Below are 25,366 nucleotides of genomic sequence, written 5' to 3' on the forward strand. Positions count from 1 at the left end.
TAAGGTGCAAACTCTTCTTCAGGAGGACAATTACCCATGTGCGGCCTTCTAGGCATCTTGTCAGCCAACGGGAATGCAGCTGACTACGTCCCTGCCTTACAACGGGCTCTGCCCTGTCTGCATCACCGCGGTCCCGATGAAGCCGGCACCTGGCAGGACGGGGATCTGGCGTTCGGTTTCAACCGCCTGGCCATCATCGACATCGCCCATTCCCACCAGCCATTGCGCTGGGGACCCGAGGGCGAACCGGAACGTTATGCCATGACATTCAATGGCGAGATCTACAACTACATCGAGCTGCGGGAGGAGCTCACCGCCCTCGGTTACGCATTCGAGACAGAAGGCGACGGCGAGCCGATCATGGTCGGTTTCCACCACTGGGGTGCCGATGTGGTCAATCACCTCCGGGGTATGTTCGCGATCGCCATCTGGGATACGGTGGACCGTTCGCTGTTCCTGGCGCGTGATCAGTTCGGCATCAAGCCGTTGTTCTACGCCACCACCGGGGTGGGCACCGTGTTCTCCTCCGAGAAGAAAGCCATCCTGGAGATGGCGGAGGAGCTGAATCTAGACCTCAGCCTTGATCGTCGCGCCATTGAGCACTATGTGGACCTGCAGTATGTCCCGGAGCCGGAGACACTCCACACGGGGATCCGCAGGCTGGAGTCCGGGTGCACCGCCACCATCATTCCGGGTGGGGAGCTCGTCGAGAAGCGTTATTTCACCCCGCGCTTCCCGGTGAAGTCCGTCCCCAAGGGCAGGGAGCAGGATCTCTTTGATCGGATCGCCCGTGTGCTGGAGGATTCCGTCGAAAAGCACATGCGCGCTGACGTCACCGTCGGTTCCTTCCTCTCTGGAGGCATCGACTCCACCGCCATCGCCACGCTGGCCAAGCGCCACAACCCGAACCTGCTGACCTTCACCACCGGATTCGAACGCGAAGGGTACTCCGAGGTGGATGTTGCCGCGGAATCCGCCGCAGCGATCGGTGTGGAGCACATCGTCAAGATCGTCTCCCCCGAGGAATACGCCAACGCCATCCCGAAGATCATGTGGTACCTGGACGACCCGGTCGCCGATCCGTCCCTGGTGCCCCTCTACTTCGTCGCCGCGGAGGCACGTAAACACGTCAAGGTGGTGCTGTCAGGTGAGGGTGCGGACGAGCTGTTCGGCGGTTACACCATCTACAGGGAACCGCTCTCCCTCGCCCCGTTCGAGAAGATCCCGACTCCGCTGCGCCGGGGTCTGGGCAGGCTCAGCCGTGTTCTCCCCGAGGGCATGAAGGGCAAATCCCTGCTCGAGCGTGGATCCATGACCATGGAGGAGCGCTATTACGGCAATGCCCGTTCCTTCAACTTCGAGCAGATGCAGCGCGTCATCCCCTGGGCCCGCCGCGAATGGGATCACCGGGAGGTCACCGCCCCCATCTACGCCCAGTCCCGTGATATGGATCCGGTCGCCCGGATGCAGCACCTGGACCTGTTCACCTGGATGCGTGGTGACATCCTGGTCAAGGCGGACAAGATCAACATGGCCAACTCACTCGAACTGCGTGTGCCCTTCCTGGACAAGGAGGTGTTCAAAGTCGCTGAGACCATCCCCTATGACCTCAAGATCGCCAATGGCACCACCAAGTACGCCCTGCGCAAGGCCATGGAACAGATCGTCCCGCCCCATGTGCTGCACCGCAAGAAGCTCGGCTTCCCGGTGCCCATGCGCCACTGGCTCGCCGGCGATGAGCTCTTCGGATGGGCACAGGACACCATCAATGAATCCCAGACGGATGAGATCTTCAACAAGAAGGCTGTTCTGGAGATGCTGAATGAGCACCGCGCCGGTGTCTCGGATCATTCTCGTCGCCTGTGGACCGTCCTGGCGTTCATGGTCTGGCACGGCATCTTCGTGGAAAACCGCATCGATCCGCAGATCGAGCAGCGCGACTACCCCGTCGAGCTCTAATCCCGGACGCTGCAGAACAGCCCCCGTATCCCACCAGGTGGGGTCAGAAAAACACCGCCTCCCCACCCGGGCTCGACGCCGGGATGTGGAGGCGGTGTTTTGGCGTACCCACTCCCTCAGGCAACCGACAGATGCCGGTGGCCGGAGGGCATCAATGCCCTAGTTGAAAGAGTCACCGCAGGCACAGGAGGAGCCGGCATTCGGGTTGTCGATGGTGAAACCCTGGGCCTCGATGGTGTCCGAGAAGTCGATCTGGGCGCCGAGCAGGTACGGGGTGCTCATCTTGTCCACGACGAGACGGACACCTCCGACAACATCCTCTTTATCACCGTCCAGGGTGCGGTCATCGAAGTAGAGCTGGTAACGCAGACCGGAACAGCCGCCTGGCTGAACTGCGATGCGCAGGGCAAGGTCATCTCGACCCTCCTGGTCAATGAGCGCCTTGGCCTTGGCGGCGGCCGCGTCGGTCAGGATTACGCCGGTGTTGGTGGATGGAGCGGTCATCGCTGTAGTCTCCTTAAACTCTTCGACCCCTCGGGTGGGTCGGAACATCTTCGTTGGCATGCAGTCTACTCCCCTGGCCTGGGACACTGCCGTACATCGCATTCGATATATGCAGCCCACCCCAGGGAAGCTGGAATGCTCCCAGGATACCCACCATACGGGGAGGAGTAAATGAGAACATTTCCGTATTAAATTATTGCTGCGATAGTGACAGGGCCATCAACAACGGTCCTTGCCATGGTTCAACAGCACCCGGGACACCCCTATTCCCGGATTCACCACATTTCCTTGTAGCCTATGGTGTGTGAAACTTCCGTGGGATAAAAACAAGCAGTCATCCGGGGCAGGGGACGCAGGGGATGCAGGGGATGCAGGGAACACTGCCTCCCCCGCACCGGCCGACCGAGGCGAGTCCGCCCCCGCCGAGGCCGTGGAGCAGAAGCTCCCCAAGGGTTACACCCCACCCAAGGGACGCCCCACGCCGAAGCGCCGGGACGTCGAGTTGGAGCGTGGCATCATCGGGGGCCAATCGCTGGCACCGTCGGATACCTACAGCCAGGCCCGGCAGAAGCGCAAGGAAATGAAGGCCTCCATGTCCAAGGAGGAGTACAAGGCCTACAAGCAGCGCGAACGCGAGGAACGCCTGAAGCGTCAGCGCGAACAGCAGGCCGCCATGGACCGCGGTGAGGAGGCCTTCCTCATGGACCGCGACAAGGGTGAGGTCCGTCGTTACGCCCGTGACTGGGTGGATGCGCGCCGCTTCGTCTCCAACTTCGTGATGCCGGTGGCTATCGCACTGCTGGTGATCATGCTGGTGGGTAATTTCTTCCCGGAGTTCGCCGCCACCGCCTCCACGTTTGCGATGCTGCTGATGTTGGTCTTCCTGGTGGAGGGCATCAGCATCGGCCGTCGTGTCAACAAGGCGGTCCGCGCCCGCTTCCCAGAGACCACCGAAACCGGTTTCGGCCTGGGTTACTACTCCTATTCCCGTGCGGTGCAGCCGCGCAAGTGGCGCACCCCACGCCCGCGCGTCGAACTCGGCGCCGACGTCTAGCACCGTGCGCACACTGGTGCTCGGTGGGGCCAGGTCCGGCAAATCCGTCTTCGCGGAGGAGATCGCCGGACCTGGCCCCGTTGTGTATGTCGCCACCGCACGTCCGTGGCCCGGGGATGAGGATTTCGCGGCACGGATCGCCGCGCACGTCGCACGCCGCCCGGCGGGCTGGACCACTGAGGACAGGCGCGACGTCGTCACGCTTCTGCGGGAACCCACGTCCGCAACGATGCTTGTCGACGACCTCGGCACCTGGCTCACCCACGTCACCGACACCTGCGGGACACCCGCGTGGGAGCACGACCACCCCGGTCTCACCGCGGAGATGGACGCGCTTGTCGACGCGGTGGCAACCTACAGCGGCGGAAACCTCGTGATCGTCACACCTGAGGTGGGTATGGCGGTGATCCCCGAGCACCGTTCCGGACGGTTGTTCCGCGATCGGATCGGCACCCTCAATCAGCGGCTGGCCACGGTTTGCGAGAGGGTGGTGCTCGTGGTCGCCGGGCTGCCACTAGAGTTGAAACCGTTGTGATCGGCTGTGGGCAATAATTTTTGAGGATGGTGTGATGGTTCCGGCAGAACTGTTTGCGCGTGTGGAGTTTCCCGACCAGCAGGTGCTGGCGGATGCCCGGGAGTATCAGAACACCCTGGTCAAACCAGCTGGCTCCCTGTCGCGACTGGAGGACGTCGGTTGTTTCATCGCCGCCTGTCAGGGCCAGGTTCCCCCGAGGCGCCTGGATCGTCCGCGCATCGTTGTCTTCGCCGGTGACCACGGAGTGGCAGCCCGGGGGGTGTCCGCCTATCCGGCGTCGGTGAGCCTGCAGATGGCGCAGAGCATGCTCGACGGTGGCGCCGCAATCAACGTGCTCGCCCGGGCGGCGGGAGCATCGGTCCGTGTTGCTGACATCTCCCTCGACCACGAGGCGACAGGCCCGGAACGGGTGCGCCGTTCCTGCGGGTCCATTGACATCGAGGACGCCATGACCGGGGAGGAGGTGCTGCAGGCACTACAGATCGGCATCCGGATCGCGGACCAGGAGATCGACTCCGGCGCCGACATCCTCATCCCGGGAGACCTCGGCATCGGCAACACCACCCCGGCGGCGGCACTGATCGGCACCTTCACCCTCGCCGAACCGGTCGTGGTGGTCGGACGCGGCACCGGCATTGACGATGAGGGCTGGAAACGCAAGGTCACAGCCGTCCGGGATGCCATGTTCCGCGTCCGCACGCTGCGCCAGGACCCCATCACCGTCGCCCGGATGATCTCCTCCCCCGACCTGACCGCCATGGCAGCCTTCATCGCGCAGGCCGCGGTGAGACGCACACCGGTCATCCTCGACGGCGCCGTGGTCACCGCCGCAGCCCTGCTGGCCAACAAACTGGCCCCCGGTGCCCGCCGGTGGTTCATCGCCGGCCACCGCTCCCCCGAACCGGCCCACCCCATCGCACTGGATGCCCTCGGTCTGACCCCCCTGGTGGACCTGGGCATGCGCCTGGGTGAGGGCAGCGGTGCCGCCGCAGCCCTGCCCCTGGTGAAAACAGCCGTGGATCTGATGATTGACATGAGCACCATGAATGATGCCGGTGTTGACAGGGCGGACGGTGCGGATAACAGTGCTGATAGCGGGGCGTCGGCGGGCACCGTCGCGTCCGACCCGACCGTCTAGATGTCCGGCAAGGCCCACGTCACCGACGGTGACCACGGCCCCGCACTCACCGAGGGGGTCACCACCGCCCTGAACTGGCTCAGCGTGCTCCCCATCCGCGGTGCGACCACCTTCGACCGGATCACCGGTGCACGGGTGATGGCATCACTGCCGGTGGTGGGTGTGGTGTTCGGGGTCTTGACAGCAGTTCTCCTGGGACTGCTCGGCGTTCTCGGAGTGACGCCCCTGTTGACCGCGGTGCTGGTGGTGATCATGTGGGAACTGCTCAACCGCATGATGCATCTGGACGGGCTGGCGGATGTCGCCGACGCCCTCGGTTCCTACGCGGCCCCGGAACGCGCACGGGAGATCCTGGCAGACCCCCACACCGGACTCATGGGTTTCAGCGCTGTGCTGTTCTCCCTGTTGGTGCAGGTCACGGCGGTGGCAGCACTGGTCGAGGGGAAGGCTGGATGGCTGGTCTGTTTCATTCCCGCGCTCAGTCGACTGGGTGGGCAGATCATGGCCCGGGTCGGTCGCACACCACTGTCCCCCACCGGGTTCGGGGCGATGGTGGTGGGCACGGTGAGGCTGTGGTGGGTGGCGGCATGGCTGGTGGCGCTCGGTGTGACGGCAGGCGGGGTGGCCGTGTGGGCAGCCGGTCCAGCAGTGGTGTGGATCGTTCCGGCGGCGGGAATCATTGCCTGCGTGGTGTCTGAAAGCGCCGGACGACATGTCTCGCGGCGTTTCGGTGGAGTCAACGGCGACTGCATCGGAGCGGGCATCCACCTCAGCGCGGCAGTGGTTGCGGTGTTCTGCGCGGTTGCTGTGGCGGGGATGACCGGCTGAACAGGTCTCAGGCCAGGGCAGATTCCCATGCCTTTGCCAGGCTCATGATGGGCGAATACGGTGGGTCCTGCCGGTAGTTCGATTATTCACCCACAACCGAGGCGCCTGCCGGGGGGCTGAGGGCGGATAGTCACATCCAGCGGGTACCCAAACGTGAATATCCGCCCACATCGCCCACCGTTGTACGGTGCTGTGGTGGAATAGTCGCACGGCACGACATTCGGGGAGAACACCTCAGCGCAACCTGAGGAAATCAATCGCCCCAGTTTGGCATCTGCGCCCCTGAAACGCACTTCCCCACAGACCAGACCATCCGGGCGTGTTCAACCGTTTGAAACGCGACTGCGGCCATGCAGTTAAACCTGATCGCGCGGGGTGACCCTCATGGTGTCGATATTGACGTGGCTCGGCAGGCTCGCCACCCACCGGACGGCCTCGGCGATATCCCCCGCCGAGAGGTTGAGCACATCCTCATAGACCGCCCGTGCGCGTTCCGCATCACCCTTGAAACGGACCAGTGAGAATTCCTCGGTATCCACACGACCCGGATCGATCTCGGTGACACGCAGCGGCTGCTGATGGGTTTCCAGGCGCAGCACCCGGCTCATGGCGGCGACACCATGCTTGGCCGCGTTGTATCCCGCACCACCGGCATAGGGGATGTGCCCGGCGACGGAACCGATGTTGATGATCAGGCCGTCACGCTCAGACAGGAAATCCATGAAGGCGCGGGTAACCCGGAGGGTGCCCAGCACGTTGGTGTCATACATCCACTGCCAGTCCTCCAGCTTCGCATCCCGGATGCTGTCCAGTCCCTTCGCCCCGCCGGCATTGTTGACCAGGAGATCGATCGGACCCACCGCCTCCGCGAGCGCCGCCACGGAGTCATCGGAGGTGACATCCAGATGGTGCGCCACTCCCCCGATCTCCTCGGCGAGTTTCTCCAGACGCTCAACGCGGCGGGCGGCCACGTTGACCTTCCAGCCGTCGGCGGCCAGGGCGCGGGCGGAGGCCTCCCCGATTCCACTGGAGGCTCCGGTGACAAGTGCGATTTTCTGTGTGGTGTCAGTCATGTTCACAAGGATGCCATGCACAGGGCACCCGAGATGCTCAAACGCCCCGTCATCCCACTTCACAGAATGAAAGAAACCCCGTGCGGATCCGGTCCAGCGACCAGTTCCGTGCGGGGTGTAGCAGCTGAAACGAGCCTATTTCACCAGCGTGTACAACCAGTCGTGGGTGTCGTCGACCTTGCCCTGCTGGATGCCGGTGAGGGTTTCACGCAGTTTCATGGTGATCTCGCCGGCCTCGTTGTTGTTGACCACGAATTCGCCGTGGTTGGACTTGACGGTGCCCACCGGGGTGATCACGGCTGCGGTGCCGCAGGCGAATGCCTCGGCCATGGCACCGGAGGTGGCGTCCTCCTCCCATTCGGTGGTGCTGATGCGTCGTTCCTCAACCTCATAACCGAGATCGCGGGCGACCTGCAGGAGTGAATCACGGGTGATGCCCGGCAGCAGCGATCCGGACAGTTCCGGGGTCACCAACTTCACGTTGTCACCGTTGCGGTAGATGAAACCGAGGTTCATGCCGCCCATCTCCTCGATGTAGCGGTGTTCGATCGCATCGAGCCAGACCACCTGGTCGCACCCCTTCTCCTGGGCCTGGGCCTGGGCGAGGAGGGAGGCGGCGTAGTTGCCGGCGAATTTCGCGGCTCCGGTGCCACCGGGGGCGGCGCGGACATAATCCTCGCTGAGCCAGACCGACACCGGCTTGATGCCACCGGAGAAGTACGCGGCCACCGGGGAGGCGATGACGATGAACTTGTAGGCGTTCGCGGGGCTGACACCCAGGGACACCTCGGTGGAGATCATGAAGGGACGCAGATAGAGGGATGCTTCCCCACCGGCGGCCGGGACCCAGTCCTGGTCGATGTCGACGAGCAGTTCAAGGGATTTGATGAACGTCTCGACGGGGAGTTCCGGCATGGCCATGCGAGCGGCGGAACGCTGCATACGCAGGGCGTTCTCCTCCGGGCGGAAGGTTTTGATGGTGCCGTCTGCGTGGCGGTAGGCCTTGATGCCCTCGAAGATGGCCTGTCCGTAGTGGAATACCGTGGTTGCGGGATCCATCGGGATGGGGGCGTAGGGAACTACCTGGGCGTTGTGCCAGCCGCCGTCCTCAGTCCAGTCGATGGTCACCATGTGGTCGGTGAAGAACTTACCGAATTTCGGGGCGGTAAGAATTTCCTTCAGGCGATCGGGTGACGTCGGGTTTTCGGTACGGGTCACAGTGAACTCAATAGACGTCATGCTGTTTAAGTTACACCGGCTGCCGACTAGCTTCAGCAGATGGTCTCTCAATGCAGGCGGGTTCACAGGCGGTGTCGTCTCAGGTAACGGGATTATGGCTAGGCTGGGAGCATAGAAATCCGGGGGCGCCACCCATGTGTCCCCTCCCGCTCCCCATGAGAGGAATTGTTACGTTTATGGCCAAGAACGCCGTCAGCACCGCAGCGCCAACCAAGGTGTCCAGGGATGCCACCCTGCCGGTCCGTGGTCGGGTCGCTGAGCTCAAGCTGGACAAGAAACTCCCCAAGAACATCGATGCGGTGGTCGTGGCACTGTTCACCGGCGAGGGGGATTCCCCGCAGCTCGCCGGCGGCAACCAGCTCAATGCCATCTTCACCAATAAGCAGCAGTCGGCCATCCTCAGGCAGCTTGAGGCTGTCGGTGCGAAGGGTAAGGCCAATGAGATCACCCGCGTGCCGGGCGTCGAGGATGTCGCGCCGGTCGTCGCCGTGGGTCTCGGCTCGGCCGAGGAGCTTGACGACGAAAAACTCCGCCGCGCCACCGGCACCGTCGCCAGGTCACTGTCCGGCTTCGAGAATGTCGCGACCACCATCGGCGAACTCGGACTGTCGGCGGCTGTGACCGGTTTCGGCCTGGGTTCCTACTCCTTCAAGGGACTGCGCAGGGCGGGGGATGATGCTGCGGAGGAGGGCGTCGACAAGCCCCTGACCGTCCACTTCATCGGTGGTGACAAGGATGAGTTCGTCGCGGCCCAGATCACCGTTGATGCCGTGGTTCTGGCCCGTGATCTGGTCAACACCCCGTCCTCGCACCTCTACCCCGAGTCCTATGCGGTCATCGCCGCCAACGAGGCCTCCCGGTACGGGCTCAAGACGGAGATCCTCGATGAGAATCAGCTGGCCACCGACGGGTTCGGCGGCATCCTGGCCGTGGGCAACGGTTCATCCCGCAAACCGCGCCTGCTGCGTCTGACCTGGAAGCACCGCAAGGCCTCGAAGCATGTCGCGCTGGTGGGCAAGGGTGTCACCTTCGACACCGGTGGTATCTCCCTCAAGCCCGGTGCGAACATGGACAACATGATCTCCGACATGGGTGGTTCCGCCGCCATGATCGCCACGATCATCGCCGCGGCCCGTCTCAACCTGAAGGTCAATATCACCGCCACCATCCCGATGGCGGAGAACATGCCCTCCGGGGATGCGTTCCGCCCGGGTGATGTGATCACCCATTACGGTGGCCTGACCTCGGAGATCCTCAACACCGATGCCGAGGGTCGTCTGATCCTGGCGGACGCCATGGCACTGGCCTCGAAGGATAACCCCGATTACCTCATCGACGCCGCCACCCTCACCGGAGCGCAGCTGGTCTCCCTGGGGCTGCGCACCTCCGGTGTGATGGGCACCGATGAGTTCCGCGACACCGTGGCCACCACCGGCCGCTCCGTCGGTGAGCAGGCCTGGGCGATGCCTCTGCCGGAGGAACTCGACGAGGAGATCAAATCCCCCGTCGCCGACCTGCGCAATGTCACCAACTCCCGCTTCGCAGGAATGGCAGCGGCTGGTCGTTACCTGCAGGAGTTCGTCGGTGAGGGCATCGAATGGGCACACGTGGATATCGCGGGCCCCGCCTACAACACCGCCTCGCCGTATGGTTACACCCCCAAGCGGGCAACCGGGCAGCCGGTGCGTACCTTCATTCAGGTTCTGCAGGATATCGCTGAGCGCTAGGCGGCCTCAGAAGCCGGGATGCTCGCCGCGTTCGAACTTCTCGCGGCGGGCTTTCTGCTCTTCACGCTTGCGCAGGATGCGTTCATATTCAATCCGCTCGCGCATCCGCTGGGGGTAACCGGTTTCCTCCACGTCGTACACCGGGACACCGAGTTTCTTGATGATCACATCGATGCCCTTCGGCCCCCCGATCCGACGGCGGACGAAGTTGCCGCTGGCGTCGACAAGCACCACAGACATCTCATTGACCAGCGTCTCCGGTTCGATAAAAGCCTCAACAAATGGCTTGTCCCGGACCCATTCCTTCAGGAATGCAAGGTCCTCGGGGCGCACCGTTTCCCCGGGGCCACGGGCGGGACGCAGATTGGATCGAGGCTTTTTCCGGCCGAATAAGTTGAACACACAATCAATTGTAGGGGGCAACCCAAATGCCTCAAATGACCCAAAGTCCCCACTCGGCAATAGTAGTCGGTATTCTTTGGGTATTAGTTTCCGATTTAACGACATGACTTGCGAGGAGTCTTAAATAATGGCGTTCTCCGTAGAGATGCCCGAGCTGGGCGAATCAGTAACCGAAGGCACGATTACCCAGTGGCTGAAGGCCGTGGGCGACACTGTCGAGGTTGACGAGCCACTGCTCGAGGTCTCCACCGACAAGGTCGACACCGAGATCCCCTCCCCGGTGGCCGGCGTGATCCTTGAGATTAAGGCAGAAGAGGATGACACCGTTGATGTCGGTGGAATCATCGCCATCATCGGCGAGGAGGGTGAGGAGGGCGCAGAGAGCACCGAGGCACCTGCTGAGCAGGAGGAGGCTCCTGCCGAGGAAGCACCCAAGGAGGAGCCGAAGAAGCAGGCACCTGCCTCCTCCGGCGCCGCCACCGATGTGGAAATGCCGGAACTCGGCGAATCCGTCACCGAAGGCACCATCACCCAGTGGCTGAAGGCCGTCGGCGACACCATCGAGGTCGACGAGCCACTGCTGGAGGTCTCCACCGACAAGGTCGACACCGAGATCCCCTCCCCGGTCGCCGGCACCATCGTTGAGATCCTCGCCGAGGAAGACGACACCGTCGACGTCGGAGCAGTCATCGCCCGCATCGGCGACGCCAACGCAGCACCCGCCGAGGACGCACCCGCCGAGGAGGAAGCCCCGGCGCAGAACGAGGCTCCGGTGGAGGAAACTCCCGACGTGACCAAGGACGAAGCCAAGAAGGTCGAGCAGGACGAGCCGAAGGCGGAGAAGGCTGAGAAGAAGTCTGAGCCGAAGGCCGCCCCGCAGAAGACCAACACCGACAACGTCCCGTACGTCACCCCGCTGGTGCGCAAGCTGGCTGAGAAGCACGGCGTGGACCTCAACTCGGTGAAGGGCACCGGTATCGGTGGTCGCATCCGTAAGCAGGATGTCCTGGCTGCCGCATCCGGTGAGTCCGCACCAGCCGAGAAGGAGGCAGCATCTGCAGCCCCCGCCTCCGCCGCATCCACCAAGTCCGTGGATCCGGAGAAGGCCAAGCTGCGTGGCACCACCCAGAAGGTCAACCGCATCCGTGAGATCACCGCACGCAAGACCGTTGAGGCCCTGCAGATCTCCGCTCAGCTGACCCAGCTGCACGAGGTCGACATGACCCGTGTCGCTGAACTGCGTAAGAGCAACAAGCCAGCCTTCCAGGAGAAGCACGGTGTCAACCTCACCTACCTGCCGTTCTTCGTCAAGGCTGTGGTTGAGGCACTCGTCGCCCACCCGAACGTCAACGCGTCCTACAACGCCGAGACCAAGGAGATGACCTACCACGCCTCCGTGAACATGTCCATCGCGGTGGATACCCCAGCTGGTCTGCTCACCCCGGTCATCCACAATGCGCAGGATCTGTCCCTGCCGGAGATCGCCAAGGCGATCGTGGATCTGGCTGATCGTGCACGCAACAACAAGCTGAAGCCGAACGATCTGTCGGGTGGCACCTTCACCATCACCAACATCGGTTCCGAGGGTGCACTGTCCGACACCCCGATCCTGATTCCGCCGCAGGCCGGAATCCTGGGCACCGGTGCTATCGTCAAGCGCCCGGTGGTCATCACCGAGGACGGCATCGATTCGATCGCCATCCGTCAGATGGTCCACCTGCCACTGACCTACGACCACCAGGTCGTGGACGGTGCCGATGCCGGTCGCTTCATGACCACCATCAAGGACCGCCTGGAGACCGCCAACTTCGAAGGCGATCTGGAGCTCTAAACCGCTTCATCCCATCAGTTCCGTGAGTAGCTGATTCAGACAGCCGCTGGCCCCACCTGGGGTCGGCGGCTTTTTGATGTCACACCATCCCCACCGGGTAGGGTGGAATCCATCATGACTGCACCACGTGCCCCCTTCTTCCCGGCCGATCGCTCCATCCGGGCATCAGATGACCCCATCGAGGTCCAGCACCTCGGCACCGTTGATTACCGGGATTCCTGGGACCTCCAGGCCTCCCTCGCGGAGCAACGTGCCCGGGATGAGATCGCCGATCAGATCCTCGTGCTGGAGCACCCGTCGGTCTACACCGCCGGTAAACGCACCCAGCCGGAGGATCTGCCCACCAATGGCCTGCCGGTGATCGAGGTGGACAGGGGTGGACGGATCACGTGGCACGGCCCCGGCCAGCTGGTCATGTACCCCATCATCAAGCTGGCTGAGCCCATTGATGTCGTGGACTATGTCCGTCGACTCGAGGAGGCCCTGATTCAGACCGTGCGTACCTTCGGGGTGCCGGAGGCCGGCCGGGTGGATGGCCGGTCCGGGGTGTGGGTGCCGGCGCATGATGGTTATCCGGATTCCAAGGTCGCGGCACTGGGGATCCGTGTCACCCGTGGGGTGACCATGCACGGTCTTGCCCTGAACTGTAATAACACACTGGAATTCTACGACCACATCATCGCATGTGGCATTGAAGATGCCGGTCTGACCACCCTGTCCCGGGAGCTCGGGCGCGATGTCCCCACCACGGAACTGGTGGATCCGCTCATCTCGGATCTGGATGACGCATTCGCAGGCCGGTTGACCGTGGCTGATCACAGTTTCGCCAGCGCGCCCGATCCCACCAGGGCGCTTCCCAAACGGGGGTAGCCCCGGGAATGCCCATTCCACACGGTGACGTTGGAATTGGTTAAGCCCTGATGGCCCCAGCGCGGTTCCGCGTCCCCCGGGCCCATCACTTTTAGAACCCATAACACCCATCAGACATTTGAGAGAAGTTAGGTTACTTTTGTGACTATCGCACCTGAGGGGCGTCGTATGCTCCGCGTCGAGGCCCGGAACTCCCAGACCCCGATCGAGACCAAGCCCCGGTGGATCAGAAACCAGGTCAAGAACGGCCCTGAGTACAAGGACATGAAGGAGCGCGTCGCAGGTGCCTCCCTCCACACCGTGTGTCAGGAGGCCGGTTGCCCCAACATCCACGAGTGCTGGGAATCCCGCGAGGCCACCTTCCTCATCGGTGGGGCCAACTGCTCACGTCGTTGTGATTTCTGCATGATCAACTCGGCTCGTCCGGAACCCCTCGATCGTGGTGAGCCCCTCCGTGTCGCGGAGTCGGTGCGCGAGATGCGTCTGAACTACTCCACCATCACCGGTGTGACCCGTGATGATCTCCCGGATGAGGGTGCCTGGCTCTATTCCGAGGTGGTCCGCAAGATCCACGAGCTCAACCCCAACACCGGTGTGGAGAATCTGGTTCCGGATTTCTCCGGCAAGAGGGATCTCCTGCAGGAGGTCTTCGAATCCCGTCCGGAGGTCTTCGCCCACAACCTGGAGACCGTCCCCCGTATCTTCAAACGGATCCGCCCGGCGTTCCGCTACGACCGTTCCCTGGATGTCATCCGTCAGGCCCGGGACTTCGGTCTGGTCACCAAGTCCAACCTGATCCTGGGCATGGGTGAGACCCGTGAGGAGATCTCCGAGGCTCTCCGCGATCTGCACTCCGCCGGCACCGACATCATCACCATCACCCAGTACCTGCGTCCCGGACCGCTCTTCCACCCCATTGAGCGTTGGGTGAAGCCGGAGGAGTTCCTCGAGCTCTCCGATGAGGCCTATGAGATCGGTTTTGCAGCGGTCATGTCCGGTCCCCTGGTGCGCTCGTCCTACCGTGCCGGCAAGCTCTACGCCCAGGCACTGAAGTTCCGCGGTGAGGAGCTGCCCGCCAACCTCTCCCACCTGGCTGAGACCACCGAGGGCCCGACCACGCAGGAGGCTTCCTCGCTGCTGGAGCGCTACGGTGCCTCCGAGGATGCGCCCGTGATCCCCCGCGGTTAGTCACCGCCTGCACCCCGTGCACCTCCCCCGTGGATGATCCACCTGATCACCCGCGGGGGAGTTTTCGTGCGCTGGGCCCACTCACCTGGGTACCCGCCCTGCCATTGCCAGCGCCTTGCCAGCTCGTGGTAATACGCATGTCATTTTCGAATGGTCGGCTAGATCACCTATTGTTGAGGGCATGGCAGACGCGAAGAAGCAGGCGGCGAAGGCCGCCAAGAAGGAAGTGGCGGCAGCGAAGAGGGCGCGCCGCAAGGAGACCCGCTCACAGATGTGGCAGGTCTTCAATATGCAGCGCAAGCAGGATAAGGCTCTTATCCCCCTCATGCTGCTGGCTGTCCTCGGTATCCCCCTGATCCTGTTCCTCCTGGGCATGCTCTGGGATGGGCAGTGGTGGATGCTCCCCATCGGCATCATCGCCGGTGTCCTGGCGGCGATGTTCATCTTCACCCGTCGCGTGGAGCGCGATGTGTTCAAACGTGCTGAGGGCCAGGCCGGTGCCGCCGGTTGGGCTGTGGAGAACCTCCGGTCTGGTGTGGGCATGACCTGGCGCACCAAGACCGCCGTGGCGATGACCACCCAGATGGATGCTGTGCACCGTGTTGTCGGGTTGTCCGGTGTTGTCCTCGTCGGTGAGGGTGCCGCGCACCGCCTCAAGCCGCTGATGGCCCAGCAGCGCAAGCGACTCAACCGCGTCGCACCGGGTGTCCCGGTCTATGAGATCATCACGGGCACCGGTGAGGGTGAGGTGCCCATCGGCAAGCTGCAGCGTGAGCTGGTGAAGCTGCCGCGAAACTACAAGAAGAATGAGGTGGCCGCCCTCGCCGCCCGCATCGAGGCCATGGACCACATCGGCTCCGGCCCGGGTGCGGCCCTGCCCAAGGGTCCGCTGCCCAAGGGCGCGAAGATGTCCGGTATGAACCGTCGTGCGCGCCGTCAGGCTGAACGTAAGGGCGAGCAGTAAGGCTCGTCGCCTCCGCGTCCGCGCCGTGATGTGAGGGGTGCACCTCCGTGAAGGGGGTGCACCCCTTTTTCCATTCCCTGATGCGGGGAAAAATACCTGCCGTGGTGCGATGATGTAGGGCGTGAGCATTTTCGTGGAAAATCAGTTGTTGGCCCTGGTGGCCATCATGGGTATCGGTCTGTTGCTCGGCCGGATCAGGTTCTTCGGGTTCCGGCTCGGGGTGGCGGCGGTGTTGTTCGTGGGTCTGGCCTTCTCCACCATCGAACCGGACATCACGGTGCCTCCCCTGATCTACGTGGTGGGCCTGGCCCTGTTTGTGTACACCATCGGGCTGGAGGCCGGCCGTGACTTCTTCAGGTCGCTGCGGTCCACCGGCCTGCGTAACAACGGGCTGGCCCTCGGTGCCATCATCGCCACCACCGCGATCGCCTGGGTGGTCATCAAGGCGCTGGGCCTGGCACCCGCGACGGGTGCCGGCATGTTGACCGGTGCGCTGACCAACACCCCGGCGATGGCGGCGGTGGTCGACGCCCTACCGGCGCTTATCGACGACAACCCCACCGACGCAGCACGCATCCTGGAGCTGCCTGTGGTGGCCTATTCCCTCACCTACCCGCTCGGTGTCCTGGTGGTGATCCTCACGATCGCGGTCTGCGGGGGCCTGTTCAAGGTCAACCATGAGAAGGAGGCGAAGAATGCCGGCGTGGCCGTTCAGGAGCTGACGGGACGCCGTGTCCGGGTCACCCGGGATGATCTGCCCGCCATCAGCAATATCCCGGAACTGCTGGACCTGGAGGTCATCGTCTCCCGTGTGGAGCGCCGGGGGCAGCATGACCAGTTCATCCCCGAGGAGGGTGATCGCACCCGGTTGGGTGACATTCTCACCGTGGTGGGCTCCGATGATGAGCTCGAGCGCGCGGTGGGTCTGCTCGGCGAATTCGTCGACGGCCATCCATACAGCGATATCGATCTGGATTACCGCAGGATCTTCGTCTCTGATGAATCCATGGTCGGTGTGCCCTTGGCGAAACTGCGCAACCGTATTCCCGGCATGTTGATCACCCGGATCAGGCGGGGTGACACCGACCTGATTGCGCATCCGGATATGACCCTCCAGCTGGGTGATCTGGTCCGCGTGGTTGCCCCCGCCGAGCGGATCAAGGAGGCCACCCACATCTTCGGTGACTCCTACAAACGCCTCGCTGATTTCAATCTGGTTCCCCTGGTGGTCGGTCTCTCCCTCGGGGTGCTGGTGGGCATGATGGAATTCCCCCTGCCCGGTGGAAGCGCCCTGTCCCTGGGCAATGCCGGTGGGCCCCTGTTGATCGCGCTGCTGCTGGGGGCGATGGGCCGCACCGGCAAGGTGGTCTGGCAGATCCCCTACAGTGCCAACCTCGCCCTCCGACAGCTGGGCATCACCATGTTTCTGGCGGCCATCGGGACGACCGCGGGTGCCGGGTTCCGGTCCGCGCTGAGCGATCCGGCCTCCCTGCTGATCATCGGGGTGGGTGCCCTGCTGACCCTGGTGATCTCCGTGCTGGTTCTTGTCATCGGGCACAAGGTCATGCGTATCCCCTTCGGCGAGACCGCCGGCATCCTCGCCGGCACCCAGACCCATCCTGCGGTGTTGAGCTACATATCGGAGGCCTCGCGCAATGAACTGCCGGCGATGGGTTACACCTCCGTCTATCCCCTCGCCATGGTGGCGAAGATCATCGCCGCACAGGTGCTGTTGTTCCTGCTGATATAGGAAAACGGCTGGCACCCGGGGTGGGTATCCAGCCGTCGATAAGCTCCGTGGTCTAGCCGCGGATCACCGCGGTGCCGGTCGCCTTGTCGTGGAGACCGCGGCCGTCGGAGTCCACCATGGCTGCGGGCAGGATGAGGATGGTGAGCAGGGAGCGCACCAGTGCACGCCACCAGCCGACCCGTTCCTCGGCATCGATGCGTGCAAGGCCCATGCCGAGCATGGCGTGTCCGGGTGTCCGTGCGAAGATCCACCCGGTGAGCCAGCCCATGAGCACGAAGATGATGAGCGTGGAGGTGGCCACGTCACCGAGGGCGTCGGTGAAGTTGGTGAGTACGATGGCAATGATCCAGGAGATGATCCAGTCGATGCACACACCACCGATGCGCCTGGCCACAGACACCAGGGACCCCGGACCGCTTTCGGGGAGACCCAGTTTCTCACCGGGCCAGCGGCCGGGGGCATCGGGATCATCAAAGTCTGCGGGGATCTCCGGACCATCGAGCCAGGATCTTCTCGGTTTAGCCATGGTCTTAAACTTAGCCAACGGATAGACAAACGGGAAACGCCGTGGGGAGATCTCCTGTGATAGCGACGTACCTCACCGTCGGCATGCTGGCCGGGTGGGGTGATGTGGCACTATTGTGGGCTGGTATCCGCTGCTCAGCGGGGAATCCACGAAAAGTTTTGATAGATCGACAGATAATGCCGTATACTGGCCCGTGTCGCAAGGTGTACATCTGCACTTGAGTCTAGTCCCACTAGGTTTCAGGACCGTTAGCTTGCCCGGCGCGAAAACACCCTATACCCCATGCCAATGAGGAGTCACCGTGGCGTTTAACACCCCGGAAGAAGTAACCAAGTTCATCAAGGATGAAAACGTTGAGTTCGTCGATGTCCGATTCACCGACCTTCCCGGAATCGAGCAGCACTTCAGCATCCCCGCATCCGCTCTTGATGAGGACGCCATCGAGGAGGGCCTCGCCTTCGACGGTTCCTCCATCCGTGGTTTCACCACCATTGATGAATCCGACATGAACCTGCTGCCGGATCTGGCCACCGCGAAGATCGATCCGTTCCGCAAGGCGAAGACCCTGAACATCAAGTTCTTCGTCCATGACCCCTTCACCCGTGAGGCGTTCTCCCGCGACCCCCGCAATGTGGCACGTAAGGCCGAGCAGTTCCTGGCCTCCACCGGCATCGCCGACACCTGCAACTTCGGCGCCGAGGCCGAGTTCTATCTCTTCGACTCCGTCCGTTACTCCACCGACATCAACTCCGGTTTCTACCATGTGGACACCAACGAGGGTTGGTGGAACCGTGGCCGTGAGACCAACCTCGATGGCACCCCCAACACCGGTTCCAAGAACCGCCTCAAGGGCGGTTACTTCCCCGTCGCACCCTACGACCAGACCGTGGACGTCCGCGATGAGATGGTCCGCAACCTGCGTGACGCCGGTTTCCACCTGGAGCGTTTCCACCACGAGGTCGGTGGCGGCCAGCAGGAGATCAACTACCGCTTCAACACCCTCCTGCACGCAGCCGATGACATTCAGACCTTCAAGTACATCGTGAAGAACACCGCAGCCCTGCACGGCAAGGCTGCCACCTTCATGCCCAAGCCGCTGGCCGGTGACAACGGCTCCGGCATGCACGCCCACCAGTCCCTGTGGAAGGACGGCAAGCCACTCTTCCACGACGAGTCCGGCTACGCCGGCCTGTCCGACATCGCCCGTTACTACATCGGTGGCATCCTCCACCACGCCGGTGCGGTCCTGGCGTTCACCAACCCGACCCTGAACTCCTACCATCGCCTGGTGCCGGGCTTCGAGGCCCCCATCAACCTGGTCTACTCCCAGCGCAACCGCTCCGCGGCCGTGCGTATCCCGATCACCGGTTCCAACCCGAAGGCCAAGCGCATCGAGTTCCGCGCACCGGACCCATCCGGCAACCCCTACCTGGGCTTCGCCGCCATGATGATGGCCGGCCTGGACGGTGTGAAGAACCGCATCGAGCCGCACGCACCGGTGGACAAGGACCTCTACGAGCTCCCACCGGAGGAGGCCGCCTCCATCCCGCAGGCACCGACCTCCCTGGAGGCATCCCTGAAGGCCCTGCAGGAGGACTCCGACTTCCTCACCGAGTCCGACGTGTTCACCGAGGACCTCATCGAGGCCTACATCCAGTACAAGTACGACAACGAGATCACCCCGGTCCGCCTGCGCCCCACCCCGCAGGAGTTCGAGCTGTACTTCGACTGCTAGACCCGATAGGTCACAGCCCATGCCACACCCCCTGGTGTCCACCACACCAGGGGGTGTTGTTGTCACCCGGGGTTGATGGAACATCACAGTTCAGATCACAATCCGCCCTGACAGTGGCCGCCCACCCCTCAAGGCGGTTCAATGGGAGCTATGGATAAGGGCGACACCAGATCCGCGAAACGGACGATCGAACGGGCTGCCGACCAGGCCGAGGACCACCCCGCGCTGACCACCCTGGCCAGAGGTGGTTTCATTGTCCTGGGCATACTGCACATCCTCATCGGGTGGATCGCGGTGCGCATCGCCACTGGATCCGGCGGTTCGGGTGATGAGGCCTCGAATTCAGGTGCCCTGGCCACCATCGCGGAGGCTCCGGGTGGGCAGTTCCTCCTGTGGGTTGCCGTCATCGCCCTGGCGGCCCTGGGACTCTGGCAATTGAGCCAGCTGCTGGCGGGCGAGGACCTCAAGGAAAGGGCCAAGGGGGCGGTCATGGCCATGGTCTACTTCTCCCTGGCGGTGACCACCTCCACCTTCGCCCGGGGCGGCAGCACCTCCGATGGGGAGACCGCCACCGATGTCACCGCCACCGTCCTATCCCAACCCTGGGGTGTGGTGCTGGTTGTGGTCGCCGGGCTGGTGGTACTGGGGGCGGGTGTCTACAACCTCTGGAAGGGGGCCACCCGGGATTTCCGGGAGGATCTGGAGGCGGGTGCGGGGTCAGGGCAGGTCGGGACCGCGATCATCATCACCGGAACAGCCGGTTATGTCGCCCGTGGTATCGCCTTCGGGATCCTGGGGGTGTTGATCGTCATCGCCGGTTGGGCCCATGATCCGGAGCAGGCCGCAGGTCTGGACTCGGCTCTGCGCACCCTCGGGGAACAACCCTTCGGCAGTGTGCTGCTCATCATCGTCGGCATCGGGCTCATCCTCTATGGTGCGTACTCCATCGCCCGCGCGCGCTATGTGCGGATGTGACTGCAGCCTGGCATGGGTTGGTCGTCGACAAGCGCGCGCCCGGCGCTACGGCTGGACCGGTTCCAGGCCCAGCGCGTCCCGGACGGCGGCGGCCATCGCCTCATGGCCGGCGGAGGTCGGGTGCAGCGGATAGGCATCGGTCTGTTGGCCCTGGATATCCGCCCAGCGCTGCTGTGGGGGTGCACAACTGGTGTGCTCATCGGCATCGTCGGGCAGGACAAAGAGGGCATCGTGTCGTTCGGCCGCCTCGCGCACGGTCTCGTTGATCTGCCCGGTCAGCTCAACCGCCCAACGACGATCCGCCTCGGAGACATCCCCCAGTTCGGGGCAGTCCCCGGCAGACACGAGCGGCAGGTAACCGGTGACCACAACCTGCGCGTCCCCGGCGCGGTCCCGGATAGCCTCGTGCACGCGGTCCAGCTGCGGGGGAAGCTGATCGAGCTGCTCCCCGATGGTTTCCCCCAGCAGGTCCACGCAATCATCAGCGTTCTCCCCGGCGATCCGTTCCCGGATGCATCCCGCCACCTCCCCGAATCCGAGGTCATTGCCCCCGATGGAGAGGGTGACCAGGGTGGTGTCCTCCGTCAGCGCATCCACCTGCGCCGGCAGCGTGCGCTCCCCCAGCGTCCTGGGTTCGAGCAGATCCCCGGTCACCGCCCCCTGGCAGGTGAGATCGGTGACCTCTGCGTGGAGGAGTTCCGGGTAATTACCGGACGAGCGCAGGCAGAACGGCTCACCCCGTAACGGCTGATCCCGCCCGCCCATCGCCGCATAGGAATCCCCGAGGGCGATGTAGACGTCGGTGATGCTTGTCGACGCCTCCGCCCCCTCCTCCCGGATGCCCCCGGAGGACTCACCCGGCGGTGCACCGGCGGTCTCCTCCCGGGCCCCATCCGCGCATCCGGCGAGAAGGAGTAATGCGCTTGCTGCGATGACCGTTGTCCTCATGGTGTCCACGTCTCCCCTGTCTACCGCAACCCGCGGGCTCCCGCGCGCCGGGGACGGGGTCAGGACGAAAGGGGCGGATACCTAAAACCAACCGTGATGAAGGTTACAGAATGATTTTATTCACCGCGGGGTACCGGCCAGATCCGCCGATGCCGACGATCCTGCGGGGCACGGCGCCTCCCACGGAACCGCGACCAGGGCTCCCACCACCCATTTTGTGTGACAGGGATTACTTGATGACGATTTGACCACAGCCAGCCTGTGGGATATGGACCAATTCCTAAAATAACAGAAAAATAACAGTTGCATTCAGCCCTACCGTGGTAGTACCAGACACCGACAGCAAAGGAAGATCATGTCTGAGCACACCGACAAATATGAGATCGTTTCCCTTCTGGATGCCAGCGCCTACGACAACTCCGGCCACAAGCTGGGTGCGGTGGAGGGCGTGTTCCTCAATGATGACACGGGACTACCCACCTTCGTTGAGGTCCACCACGGGCTCTTCGGCCGTCATTCCAGCCTCGTCCCGCTCCGTGGTGCGAAATTGGAAGCCCACAAGCTGCACCTCGGTTTCAGCAAGGACGCCATCAAGGACGCCCCCGATATCGATCCGGAGAGTGGCCTGAGCACCCTCGAGCAGGATGAGATCTTCGCCCACTATGGCGTCACCGACGCATCGGATGCCACCTACTTCCACCCGGAGCTGCCCGAATTGCCGGATGGCGCCGAAGTGGGCATCCGGGATGAGACCACCGGTGTATCACTCCCCGGTGATCATTTCGCCTTCCAGGGACAGCAGGCAGAACAGCCGAGGGACGCCAAGACCCGGGAGCGCGATGCTGCCGACAGCATGGCCGAGTCCGAGAGGATCCGACTGCGTAGACACTCCGGGCGCTGACCTCCCCGACGGGGTGGGCACGGGATGCTGATTACAGCCGGATTTCATTCACCGCTCACCGGGGCCGGGGGTCGCGGGGCACCACAGAGCCCGCCGCCCCCTCATGGCGACACAGCCCCGCCCACCTCATTCCCACCGCTCAGGGCACTCATTCTCGGCTGTTGGACACAAAAGTCCCCCGTGAATACCCCACCTGGCGGGATCCACCCAGGACGAGCCGATAACAACCCCATAACACCCCAGAATTCTCTACGGTGGTACCCACTCCACCATCCCCGTGAGGAAGGAAGAACATGACTGAGGCAACACCAAACAAGAGCGAGATCCGAGCACTTTTCGACGCCACCGCCATCGACAAATCCGGTGACAAACTGGGTTCCATCAAGGAGGTCTTCGTTGATGACCGGACAGGCCAGCCCACCTTCGTCGAGGTCGGCCATGGGCTCTTCGGCATGTCCTCCAGCCTGGTCCCCCTCCGCGGCTCCTCACTCAGTGGCGATACCCTCCACCTCGGGTTCTCCAAGGATGCGATCAAGGATGCCCCTGATCTCGACGCCGACAACGGCCTGTCAGTGGAGGAGGAGAACCGGATCTACGAGCACTACCAGCTCACCGACGCCCGGGATGTGGACTATTTCCATGCAGACACCACCAACACCTCCACTGACCGCAACCGCAGCGACCTGACCGGGGCGGATCGGGATGTGGATACCCACACCGACCGCGGGGCCGTCAGCGATGACAGCGGACATGTCACCACCACCGACCATGATGATTATGTCATCCCCGCAGACGGCACCCGGGATGCAACAGGGGTGGACGGTGGACGGCGTGATCCCATGGAGGCCCGAAACACAGGTGACCCAGCCACCCCGGGCGTCTCCGCAGTTCCAGGTGATGTGGGAGCACCACTGGATGACCACCTCAGGGACCGCGCTGGGACAGACACCCGCGATGATGCCACCACCCCACGGGCTTCGAAGCTGCCCTCCGATGTCAGCGCCCCGGTGGATGAGGAGCTTGTCCGTCGCGAGGAGGAGACCGTGGCCCGCAACCGCACCCCTGACGATGAGCGCGCCGCAGCTGACACCACCGTGACCGCGGAGGGTGCGCGGGATGAGACCTTCGTCGATCGCCTGCGTGGCTCCCGCGTCGACACCACCGATGATGTGGACAACTACGCGAACACGGGCATGGGCGCCGGCGCAGCTGGTGGCGCGGTACGGTCCGACACGGATACCACCATCACCGAGGAAACCGATGTCAACGCCTCACGCGATGTCGATGAGGCCAATGCCCACGGTCGCCATACCAAGGACGATGTGGTCAATGAGGTCGTGGAGGGCAAGGCACCCGGTGATTTCCAGACGCAGCAGGACCGCTTCAGGCTGCGTCGCTACTCCGACCGCCAGACCGGCACCGTCAAGGACTAGTTAATCCCGCTGAGGACCGGGATGAGAACCCGCCCCCGCTCCCAACGCGACTCCCCACCGGAGGTTATCCGGTGGGGAGTTCTATTTCCCCCACCCCGGGGGTCTGCCACCACTTCGTCGGCACTCTCATCCGCCCCCGCTCCGTTAGTCAATGCAGTTCACGGGCAGGTGTGCTATTTTTTGTTATCGATCTCTCCCCCCTCCGGGCGGAGTCAATAAGCCCCACCCGCACCTGTGGGAGCATGTCCGAATCCGGGGCCCCACCAAATGGGAGATACATGATGCATGGGGGATTCTGCTCGCTTCCCACCGGCTTTTGGGCATTTTGCGAGCTTAGGATATCAACCAGTTCTCCGACCGCTACGAGGAGGGCGTCCAGCTGCTGACCTGCGGCCCGGACCGCTTCACCAACGCTGTCCTCGAGGCAACGAAGAACTGGCCGGAGGACACGGTGCGCCGTGAGTCCTTCACCCCCACCACCCTGATCGACCCCTCGAAGAACAAGGCCTTCACCGTGGTGAAGAACTCCACCGGTAAGGAGTTTAAGGTGCCCGCCAACATGACCCTCCTGGAGACCCTGGAGGCCGCCGGTGAGGATCTCTACGCGGAGTGCCGTGAGGACATCTGTGGCACCTGTGAGGTCGGCATCATCTCGGGTGAGGCTGAGCACCGCGATGTCATCCTCTCCGAGAAGGAGAGGAAGAGCAACAACTCCCTCATGGCCTGCGTGTCCCGTGGACGCTGCGGTCAGAAGCTCGTCCTGGACATCTAGGGACACCCTGAATCCGCAACCCCAGGGGTTGGAACCACCCTCTTCATTGCCCACCCCGTGACAACAGGAGAAACAACCATGGCACATGTTGATACCTGGGATATCTTCAAGGACGTCCCCGAGCAGGCCCTTGCCGTGCCAGGAGCGGATTGGTGGTAGTGGTGTTCCGGGGACACGGTAGACCCGGTTTCCAGATAGTTGGTAGTAGTGGCCGGTCGGCTGGGGAGCACCGACCGGCCATCCCCGGTTAGTCTGAGTGGTCTCGGATCCTTTCTTCAGCGAGCTGCTTGCGGATGTCGTGGGTACCGATCTGGATGCGTCGGCCGTTATTGAGTCGACTGACTAAGGATTCAGCGCCGATGCGGTTTGGCAGGATCTCAACCCAGTAGGCCGCGGTGGACTGCGAGGAGATGATCGTCGGGAGTCGACCGTCTCGGTCGATGATGATCTTGGTCAGGTCCTCTTGCCCGCGTTGATCGATGCTCATGGTCAGAAAGTCATCGATGATGAGCAGATCGACGTTGATCAGTTTTCGCATTGCGGCTGTGTAGTCCGATCCGGTGGGTTCCAGGACCGCCAACTCCGCGACCAGTTGATCGAGCCGGTAATACGCCACCGCATGCCCTGACTGGCAGGCGGCCACACCCAAGGCGCAGGCGATATAGGTCTTGCCGGTGCCGGTGGGGGCGAAGATGTGCAGGTTGACCGGGTGCTCACGCCACCGGGTGGTGGCAAGGCGCTTGAGTTGCCGGTCATTGATGCCACGGGCTTCGTGGTCGGTGACATCCGCGATGGTGGCCTGCGGGTACGCGAATCTGGCGTGGGTGATTGCTTTGATGATGTTGCGTTCCCGGCGTGCGTCCAGAGCTTTATCCACGGCGGCGAAGAAGATGTCCTCGGGGAGTTCATCGGCGTTCGCGTCATCGTTGAGCAGGTCGAAGAAGACGTCCGCGAAGGTCGAGAGTCGCAGCTGGCGTAGTTTCCTGCGGGTTGGTTCATCGATATCGATCATGA

The 25,366-nt window shown here is 63.2% G+C and carries 23 protein-coding genes; 16 read left to right on the plus strand and 7 right to left on the minus strand.

What is annotated here, in order from left to right; translation table 11 throughout:
* Positions 1-36 precede the first annotated feature (36 nt).
* Positions 37-1,959: an asparagine synthase (glutamine-hydrolyzing) gene (asnB, locus tag CE_RS10365; protein ID WP_006768090.1), complete on the plus strand. Its 1,923-nt coding sequence runs from the start codon at positions 37-39 to the stop codon at positions 1,957-1,959.
* 159 nt (positions 1,960-2,118) lie between these two features.
* On the opposite strand, the gene CE_RS10370 is transcribed toward asnB, so the two are convergent.
* A complete protein-coding gene (locus CE_RS10370; protein WP_035108853.1) occupies positions 2,119-2,463 on the minus strand; it encodes a HesB/IscA family protein in 345 nt (114 codons plus the stop codon).
* Positions 2,464-2,767: 304 nt separating this feature from the next.
* On the opposite strand from CE_RS10370, the gene CE_RS10375 reads away from it, so the two are divergent.
* Genes CE_RS10375 through CE_RS10390 form a run of 4 tightly spaced genes read left to right on the plus strand, consistent with a single transcriptional unit; the run spans position 2,768 to position 6,018 of the window.
* Positions 2,768-3,517, plus strand: coding sequence for a DUF3043 domain-containing protein (locus CE_RS10375; RefSeq protein WP_006768092.1), 750 nt, complete (start codon positions 2,768-2,770; stop codon positions 3,515-3,517).
* A 4-nt stretch (positions 3,518-3,521) separates the two neighbouring features.
* Entirely contained in the window at positions 3,522-4,052 is a 531-nt protein-coding gene (locus tag CE_RS10380) for a bifunctional adenosylcobinamide kinase/adenosylcobinamide-phosphate guanylyltransferase (protein ID WP_011075754.1), read from the plus strand.
* 34 nt (positions 4,053-4,086) lie between these two features.
* Positions 4,087-5,190: a nicotinate-nucleotide--dimethylbenzimidazole phosphoribosyltransferase gene (cobT, locus tag CE_RS10385; protein WP_006768094.1), complete on the plus strand. Its 1,104-nt coding sequence runs from the start codon at positions 4,087-4,089 to the stop codon at positions 5,188-5,190.
* Positions 5,191-6,018, plus strand: coding sequence for an adenosylcobinamide-GDP ribazoletransferase (locus tag CE_RS10390; protein ID WP_006768095.1), 828 nt, complete (start codon positions 5,191-5,193; stop codon positions 6,016-6,018).
* Positions 6,019-6,374: 356 nt separating this feature from the next.
* Here CE_RS10390 and CE_RS10395 read toward each other — a convergent pair whose 3' ends face one another.
* On the minus strand, positions 6,375-7,091 hold the full coding sequence (locus CE_RS10395) for an SDR family NAD(P)-dependent oxidoreductase (RefSeq protein WP_173362575.1): 717 nt from the start codon (positions 7,089-7,091) through the stop codon (positions 6,375-6,377).
* Between the two features lie 135 nt (positions 7,092-7,226).
* Positions 7,227-8,330: a branched-chain amino acid aminotransferase gene (locus tag CE_RS10400; protein WP_006768097.1), complete on the minus strand. Its 1,104-nt coding sequence runs from the start codon at positions 8,328-8,330 to the stop codon at positions 7,227-7,229.
* Between the two features lie 176 nt (positions 8,331-8,506).
* On the opposite strand from CE_RS10400, the gene CE_RS10405 reads away from it, so the two are divergent.
* Positions 8,507-10,057: a leucyl aminopeptidase gene (locus CE_RS10405; protein ID WP_081447215.1), complete on the plus strand. Its 1,551-nt coding sequence runs from the start codon at positions 8,507-8,509 to the stop codon at positions 10,055-10,057.
* A gap of 6 nt (positions 10,058-10,063) precedes the next feature.
* Here the strand turns inward: CE_RS10405 and CE_RS10410 are convergent, their stop codons facing one another.
* Positions 10,064-10,459, minus strand: a complete 396-nt coding sequence (locus CE_RS10410; RefSeq protein WP_035108854.1) for a hypothetical protein — start codon at positions 10,457-10,459, stop codon at positions 10,064-10,066.
* Between the two features lie 127 nt (positions 10,460-10,586).
* Here CE_RS10410 and sucB point away from each other — a divergent pair, with 127 nt between their 5' ends.
* From sucB to CE_RS10435, 5 genes are all read left to right on the plus strand, one after another.
* The gene (gene sucB / locus CE_RS10415; RefSeq protein ID WP_011075759.1) at positions 10,587-12,290 is read left to right on the plus strand and encodes a 2-oxoglutarate dehydrogenase, E2 component, dihydrolipoamide succinyltransferase; all 1,704 of its coding nucleotides are present in this window, start codon (positions 10,587-10,589) and stop codon (positions 12,288-12,290) included.
* 114 nt (positions 12,291-12,404) lie between these two features.
* Positions 12,405-13,160 (plus strand): lipoyl(octanoyl) transferase LipB, encoded by a 756-nt coding sequence (gene lipB / locus CE_RS10420; RefSeq protein WP_006768102.1) that lies wholly within the window; start codon positions 12,405-12,407, stop codon positions 13,158-13,160.
* Positions 13,161-13,301: 141 nt separating this feature from the next.
* Positions 13,302-14,348 (plus strand): lipoyl synthase, encoded by a 1,047-nt coding sequence (locus tag CE_RS10425; RefSeq protein ID WP_011075761.1) that lies wholly within the window; start codon positions 13,302-13,304, stop codon positions 14,346-14,348.
* Between the two features lie 181 nt (positions 14,349-14,529).
* Positions 14,530-15,312 carry a DUF4191 domain-containing protein gene (locus CE_RS10430; protein ID WP_006768104.1) on the plus strand — a complete coding sequence of 261 codons (783 nt, stop codon included), beginning with the start codon at positions 14,530-14,532 and terminating at the stop codon, positions 15,310-15,312.
* Between the two features lie 121 nt (positions 15,313-15,433).
* Positions 15,434-17,062 (plus strand): aspartate:alanine exchanger family transporter, encoded by a 1,629-nt coding sequence (locus tag CE_RS10435; protein ID WP_006768105.1) that lies wholly within the window; start codon positions 15,434-15,436, stop codon positions 17,060-17,062.
* 52 nt (positions 17,063-17,114) lie between these two features.
* On the opposite strand, the gene CE_RS10440 is transcribed toward CE_RS10435, so the two are convergent.
* A complete protein-coding gene (locus CE_RS10440; protein ID WP_006768106.1) occupies positions 17,115-17,588 on the minus strand; it encodes an RDD family protein in 474 nt (157 codons plus the stop codon).
* Between the two features lie 301 nt (positions 17,589-17,889).
* Between CE_RS10440 and glnA the strand changes: the two genes are divergently transcribed.
* Positions 17,890-19,323, plus strand: a complete 1,434-nt coding sequence (gene glnA, locus CE_RS10445; RefSeq protein WP_006768107.1) for a type I glutamate--ammonia ligase — start codon at positions 17,890-17,892, stop codon at positions 19,321-19,323.
* A gap of 150 nt (positions 19,324-19,473) precedes the next feature.
* Positions 19,474-20,298, plus strand: coding sequence for a DUF1206 domain-containing protein (locus CE_RS10450; protein ID WP_006768109.1), 825 nt, complete (start codon positions 19,474-19,476; stop codon positions 20,296-20,298).
* A gap of 45 nt (positions 20,299-20,343) precedes the next feature.
* Here CE_RS10450 and CE_RS10455 read toward each other — a convergent pair whose 3' ends face one another.
* Complete coding sequence (locus tag CE_RS10455) at positions 20,344-21,246, minus strand: SGNH/GDSL hydrolase family protein (protein WP_006768110.1); 903 nt, start codon at positions 21,244-21,246, stop codon at positions 20,344-20,346.
* Between the two features lie 355 nt (positions 21,247-21,601).
* Between CE_RS10455 and CE_RS10460 the strand changes: the two genes are divergently transcribed.
* The 3 genes from CE_RS10460 (at position 21,602) to CE_RS14960 (ending at position 24,352) form a co-directional block, all read left to right on the plus strand.
* Complete coding sequence (locus tag CE_RS10460) at positions 21,602-22,147, plus strand: PRC-barrel domain-containing protein (protein WP_006768111.1); 546 nt, start codon at positions 21,602-21,604, stop codon at positions 22,145-22,147.
* Between the two features lie 293 nt (positions 22,148-22,440).
* Complete coding sequence (locus CE_RS15660; RefSeq protein WP_006768112.1) at positions 22,441-23,580, plus strand: PRC-barrel domain-containing protein; 1,140 nt, start codon at positions 22,441-22,443, stop codon at positions 23,578-23,580.
* A 451-nt stretch (positions 23,581-24,031) separates the two neighbouring features.
* On the plus strand, positions 24,032-24,352 hold the full coding sequence (locus CE_RS14960) for a 2Fe-2S iron-sulfur cluster-binding protein (protein ID WP_011075769.1): 321 nt from the start codon (positions 24,032-24,034) through the stop codon (positions 24,350-24,352).
* 247 nt (positions 24,353-24,599) lie between these two features.
* Here the strand turns inward: CE_RS14960 and CE_RS10475 are convergent, their stop codons facing one another.
* Entirely contained in the window at positions 24,600-25,364 is a 765-nt protein-coding gene (locus CE_RS10475) for an ATP-binding protein (protein ID WP_006768115.1), read from the minus strand.
* Positions 25,365-25,366: the final 2 nt, after the last annotated feature.

The sequence above is a fragment of the Corynebacterium efficiens YS-314 genome, from assembly GCF_000011305.1.
Taxonomy (GTDB): Bacteria; Actinomycetota; Actinomycetes; order Mycobacteriales; family Mycobacteriaceae; genus Corynebacterium; species Corynebacterium efficiens.

What these genes read in the sequence shown, in the direction of transcription:
- asnB (WP_006768090.1), top strand. Translation starts at nt 37, where the DNA reads ATGTGCGGCCTTCTAGGCATCTTGTCAGCCAACGGGAATGCAGCTGAC.
- CE_RS10370 (WP_035108853.1), bottom strand. Translation starts at nt 2,463, where the DNA reads ATGACCGCTCCATCCACCAACACCGGCGTAATCCTGACCGACGCGGCC.
- cobT (WP_006768094.1), top strand. Translation starts at nt 4,087, where the DNA reads ATGGTTCCGGCAGAACTGTTTGCGCGTGTGGAGTTTCCCGACCAGCAG.
- CE_RS10390 (WP_006768095.1), top strand. Translation starts at nt 5,191, where the DNA reads ATGTCCGGCAAGGCCCACGTCACCGACGGTGACCACGGCCCCGCACTC.
- CE_RS10395 (WP_173362575.1), bottom strand. Translation starts at nt 7,091, where the DNA reads ATGACTGACACCACACAGAAAATCGCACTTGTCACCGGAGCCTCCAGT.
- CE_RS10400 (WP_006768097.1), bottom strand. Translation starts at nt 8,330, where the DNA reads ATGACGTCTATTGAGTTCACTGTGACCCGTACCGAAAACCCGACGTCA.
- CE_RS10405 (WP_081447215.1), top strand. Translation starts at nt 8,507, where the DNA reads ATGGCCAAGAACGCCGTCAGCACCGCAGCGCCAACCAAGGTGTCCAGG.
- sucB (WP_011075759.1), top strand. Translation starts at nt 10,587, where the DNA reads ATGGCGTTCTCCGTAGAGATGCCCGAGCTGGGCGAATCAGTAACCGAA.
- lipB (WP_006768102.1), top strand. Translation starts at nt 12,405, where the DNA reads ATGACTGCACCACGTGCCCCCTTCTTCCCGGCCGATCGCTCCATCCGG.
- CE_RS10430 (WP_006768104.1), top strand. Translation starts at nt 14,530, where the DNA reads ATGGCAGACGCGAAGAAGCAGGCGGCGAAGGCCGCCAAGAAGGAAGTG.
- CE_RS10440 (WP_006768106.1), bottom strand. Translation starts at nt 17,588, where the DNA reads ATGGCTAAACCGAGAAGATCCTGGCTCGATGGTCCGGAGATCCCCGCA.
- CE_RS10450 (WP_006768109.1), top strand. Translation starts at nt 19,474, where the DNA reads ATGGATAAGGGCGACACCAGATCCGCGAAACGGACGATCGAACGGGCT.
- CE_RS10455 (WP_006768110.1), bottom strand. Translation starts at nt 21,246, where the DNA reads ATGAGGACAACGGTCATCGCAGCAAGCGCATTACTCCTTCTCGCCGGA.
- CE_RS10460 (WP_006768111.1), top strand. Translation starts at nt 21,602, where the DNA reads ATGTCTGAGCACACCGACAAATATGAGATCGTTTCCCTTCTGGATGCC.
- CE_RS15660 (WP_006768112.1), top strand. Translation starts at nt 22,441, where the DNA reads ATGACTGAGGCAACACCAAACAAGAGCGAGATCCGAGCACTTTTCGAC.
- CE_RS10475 (WP_006768115.1), bottom strand. Translation starts at nt 25,364, where the DNA reads ATGATCGATATCGATGAACCAACCCGCAGGAAACTACGCCAGCTGCGA.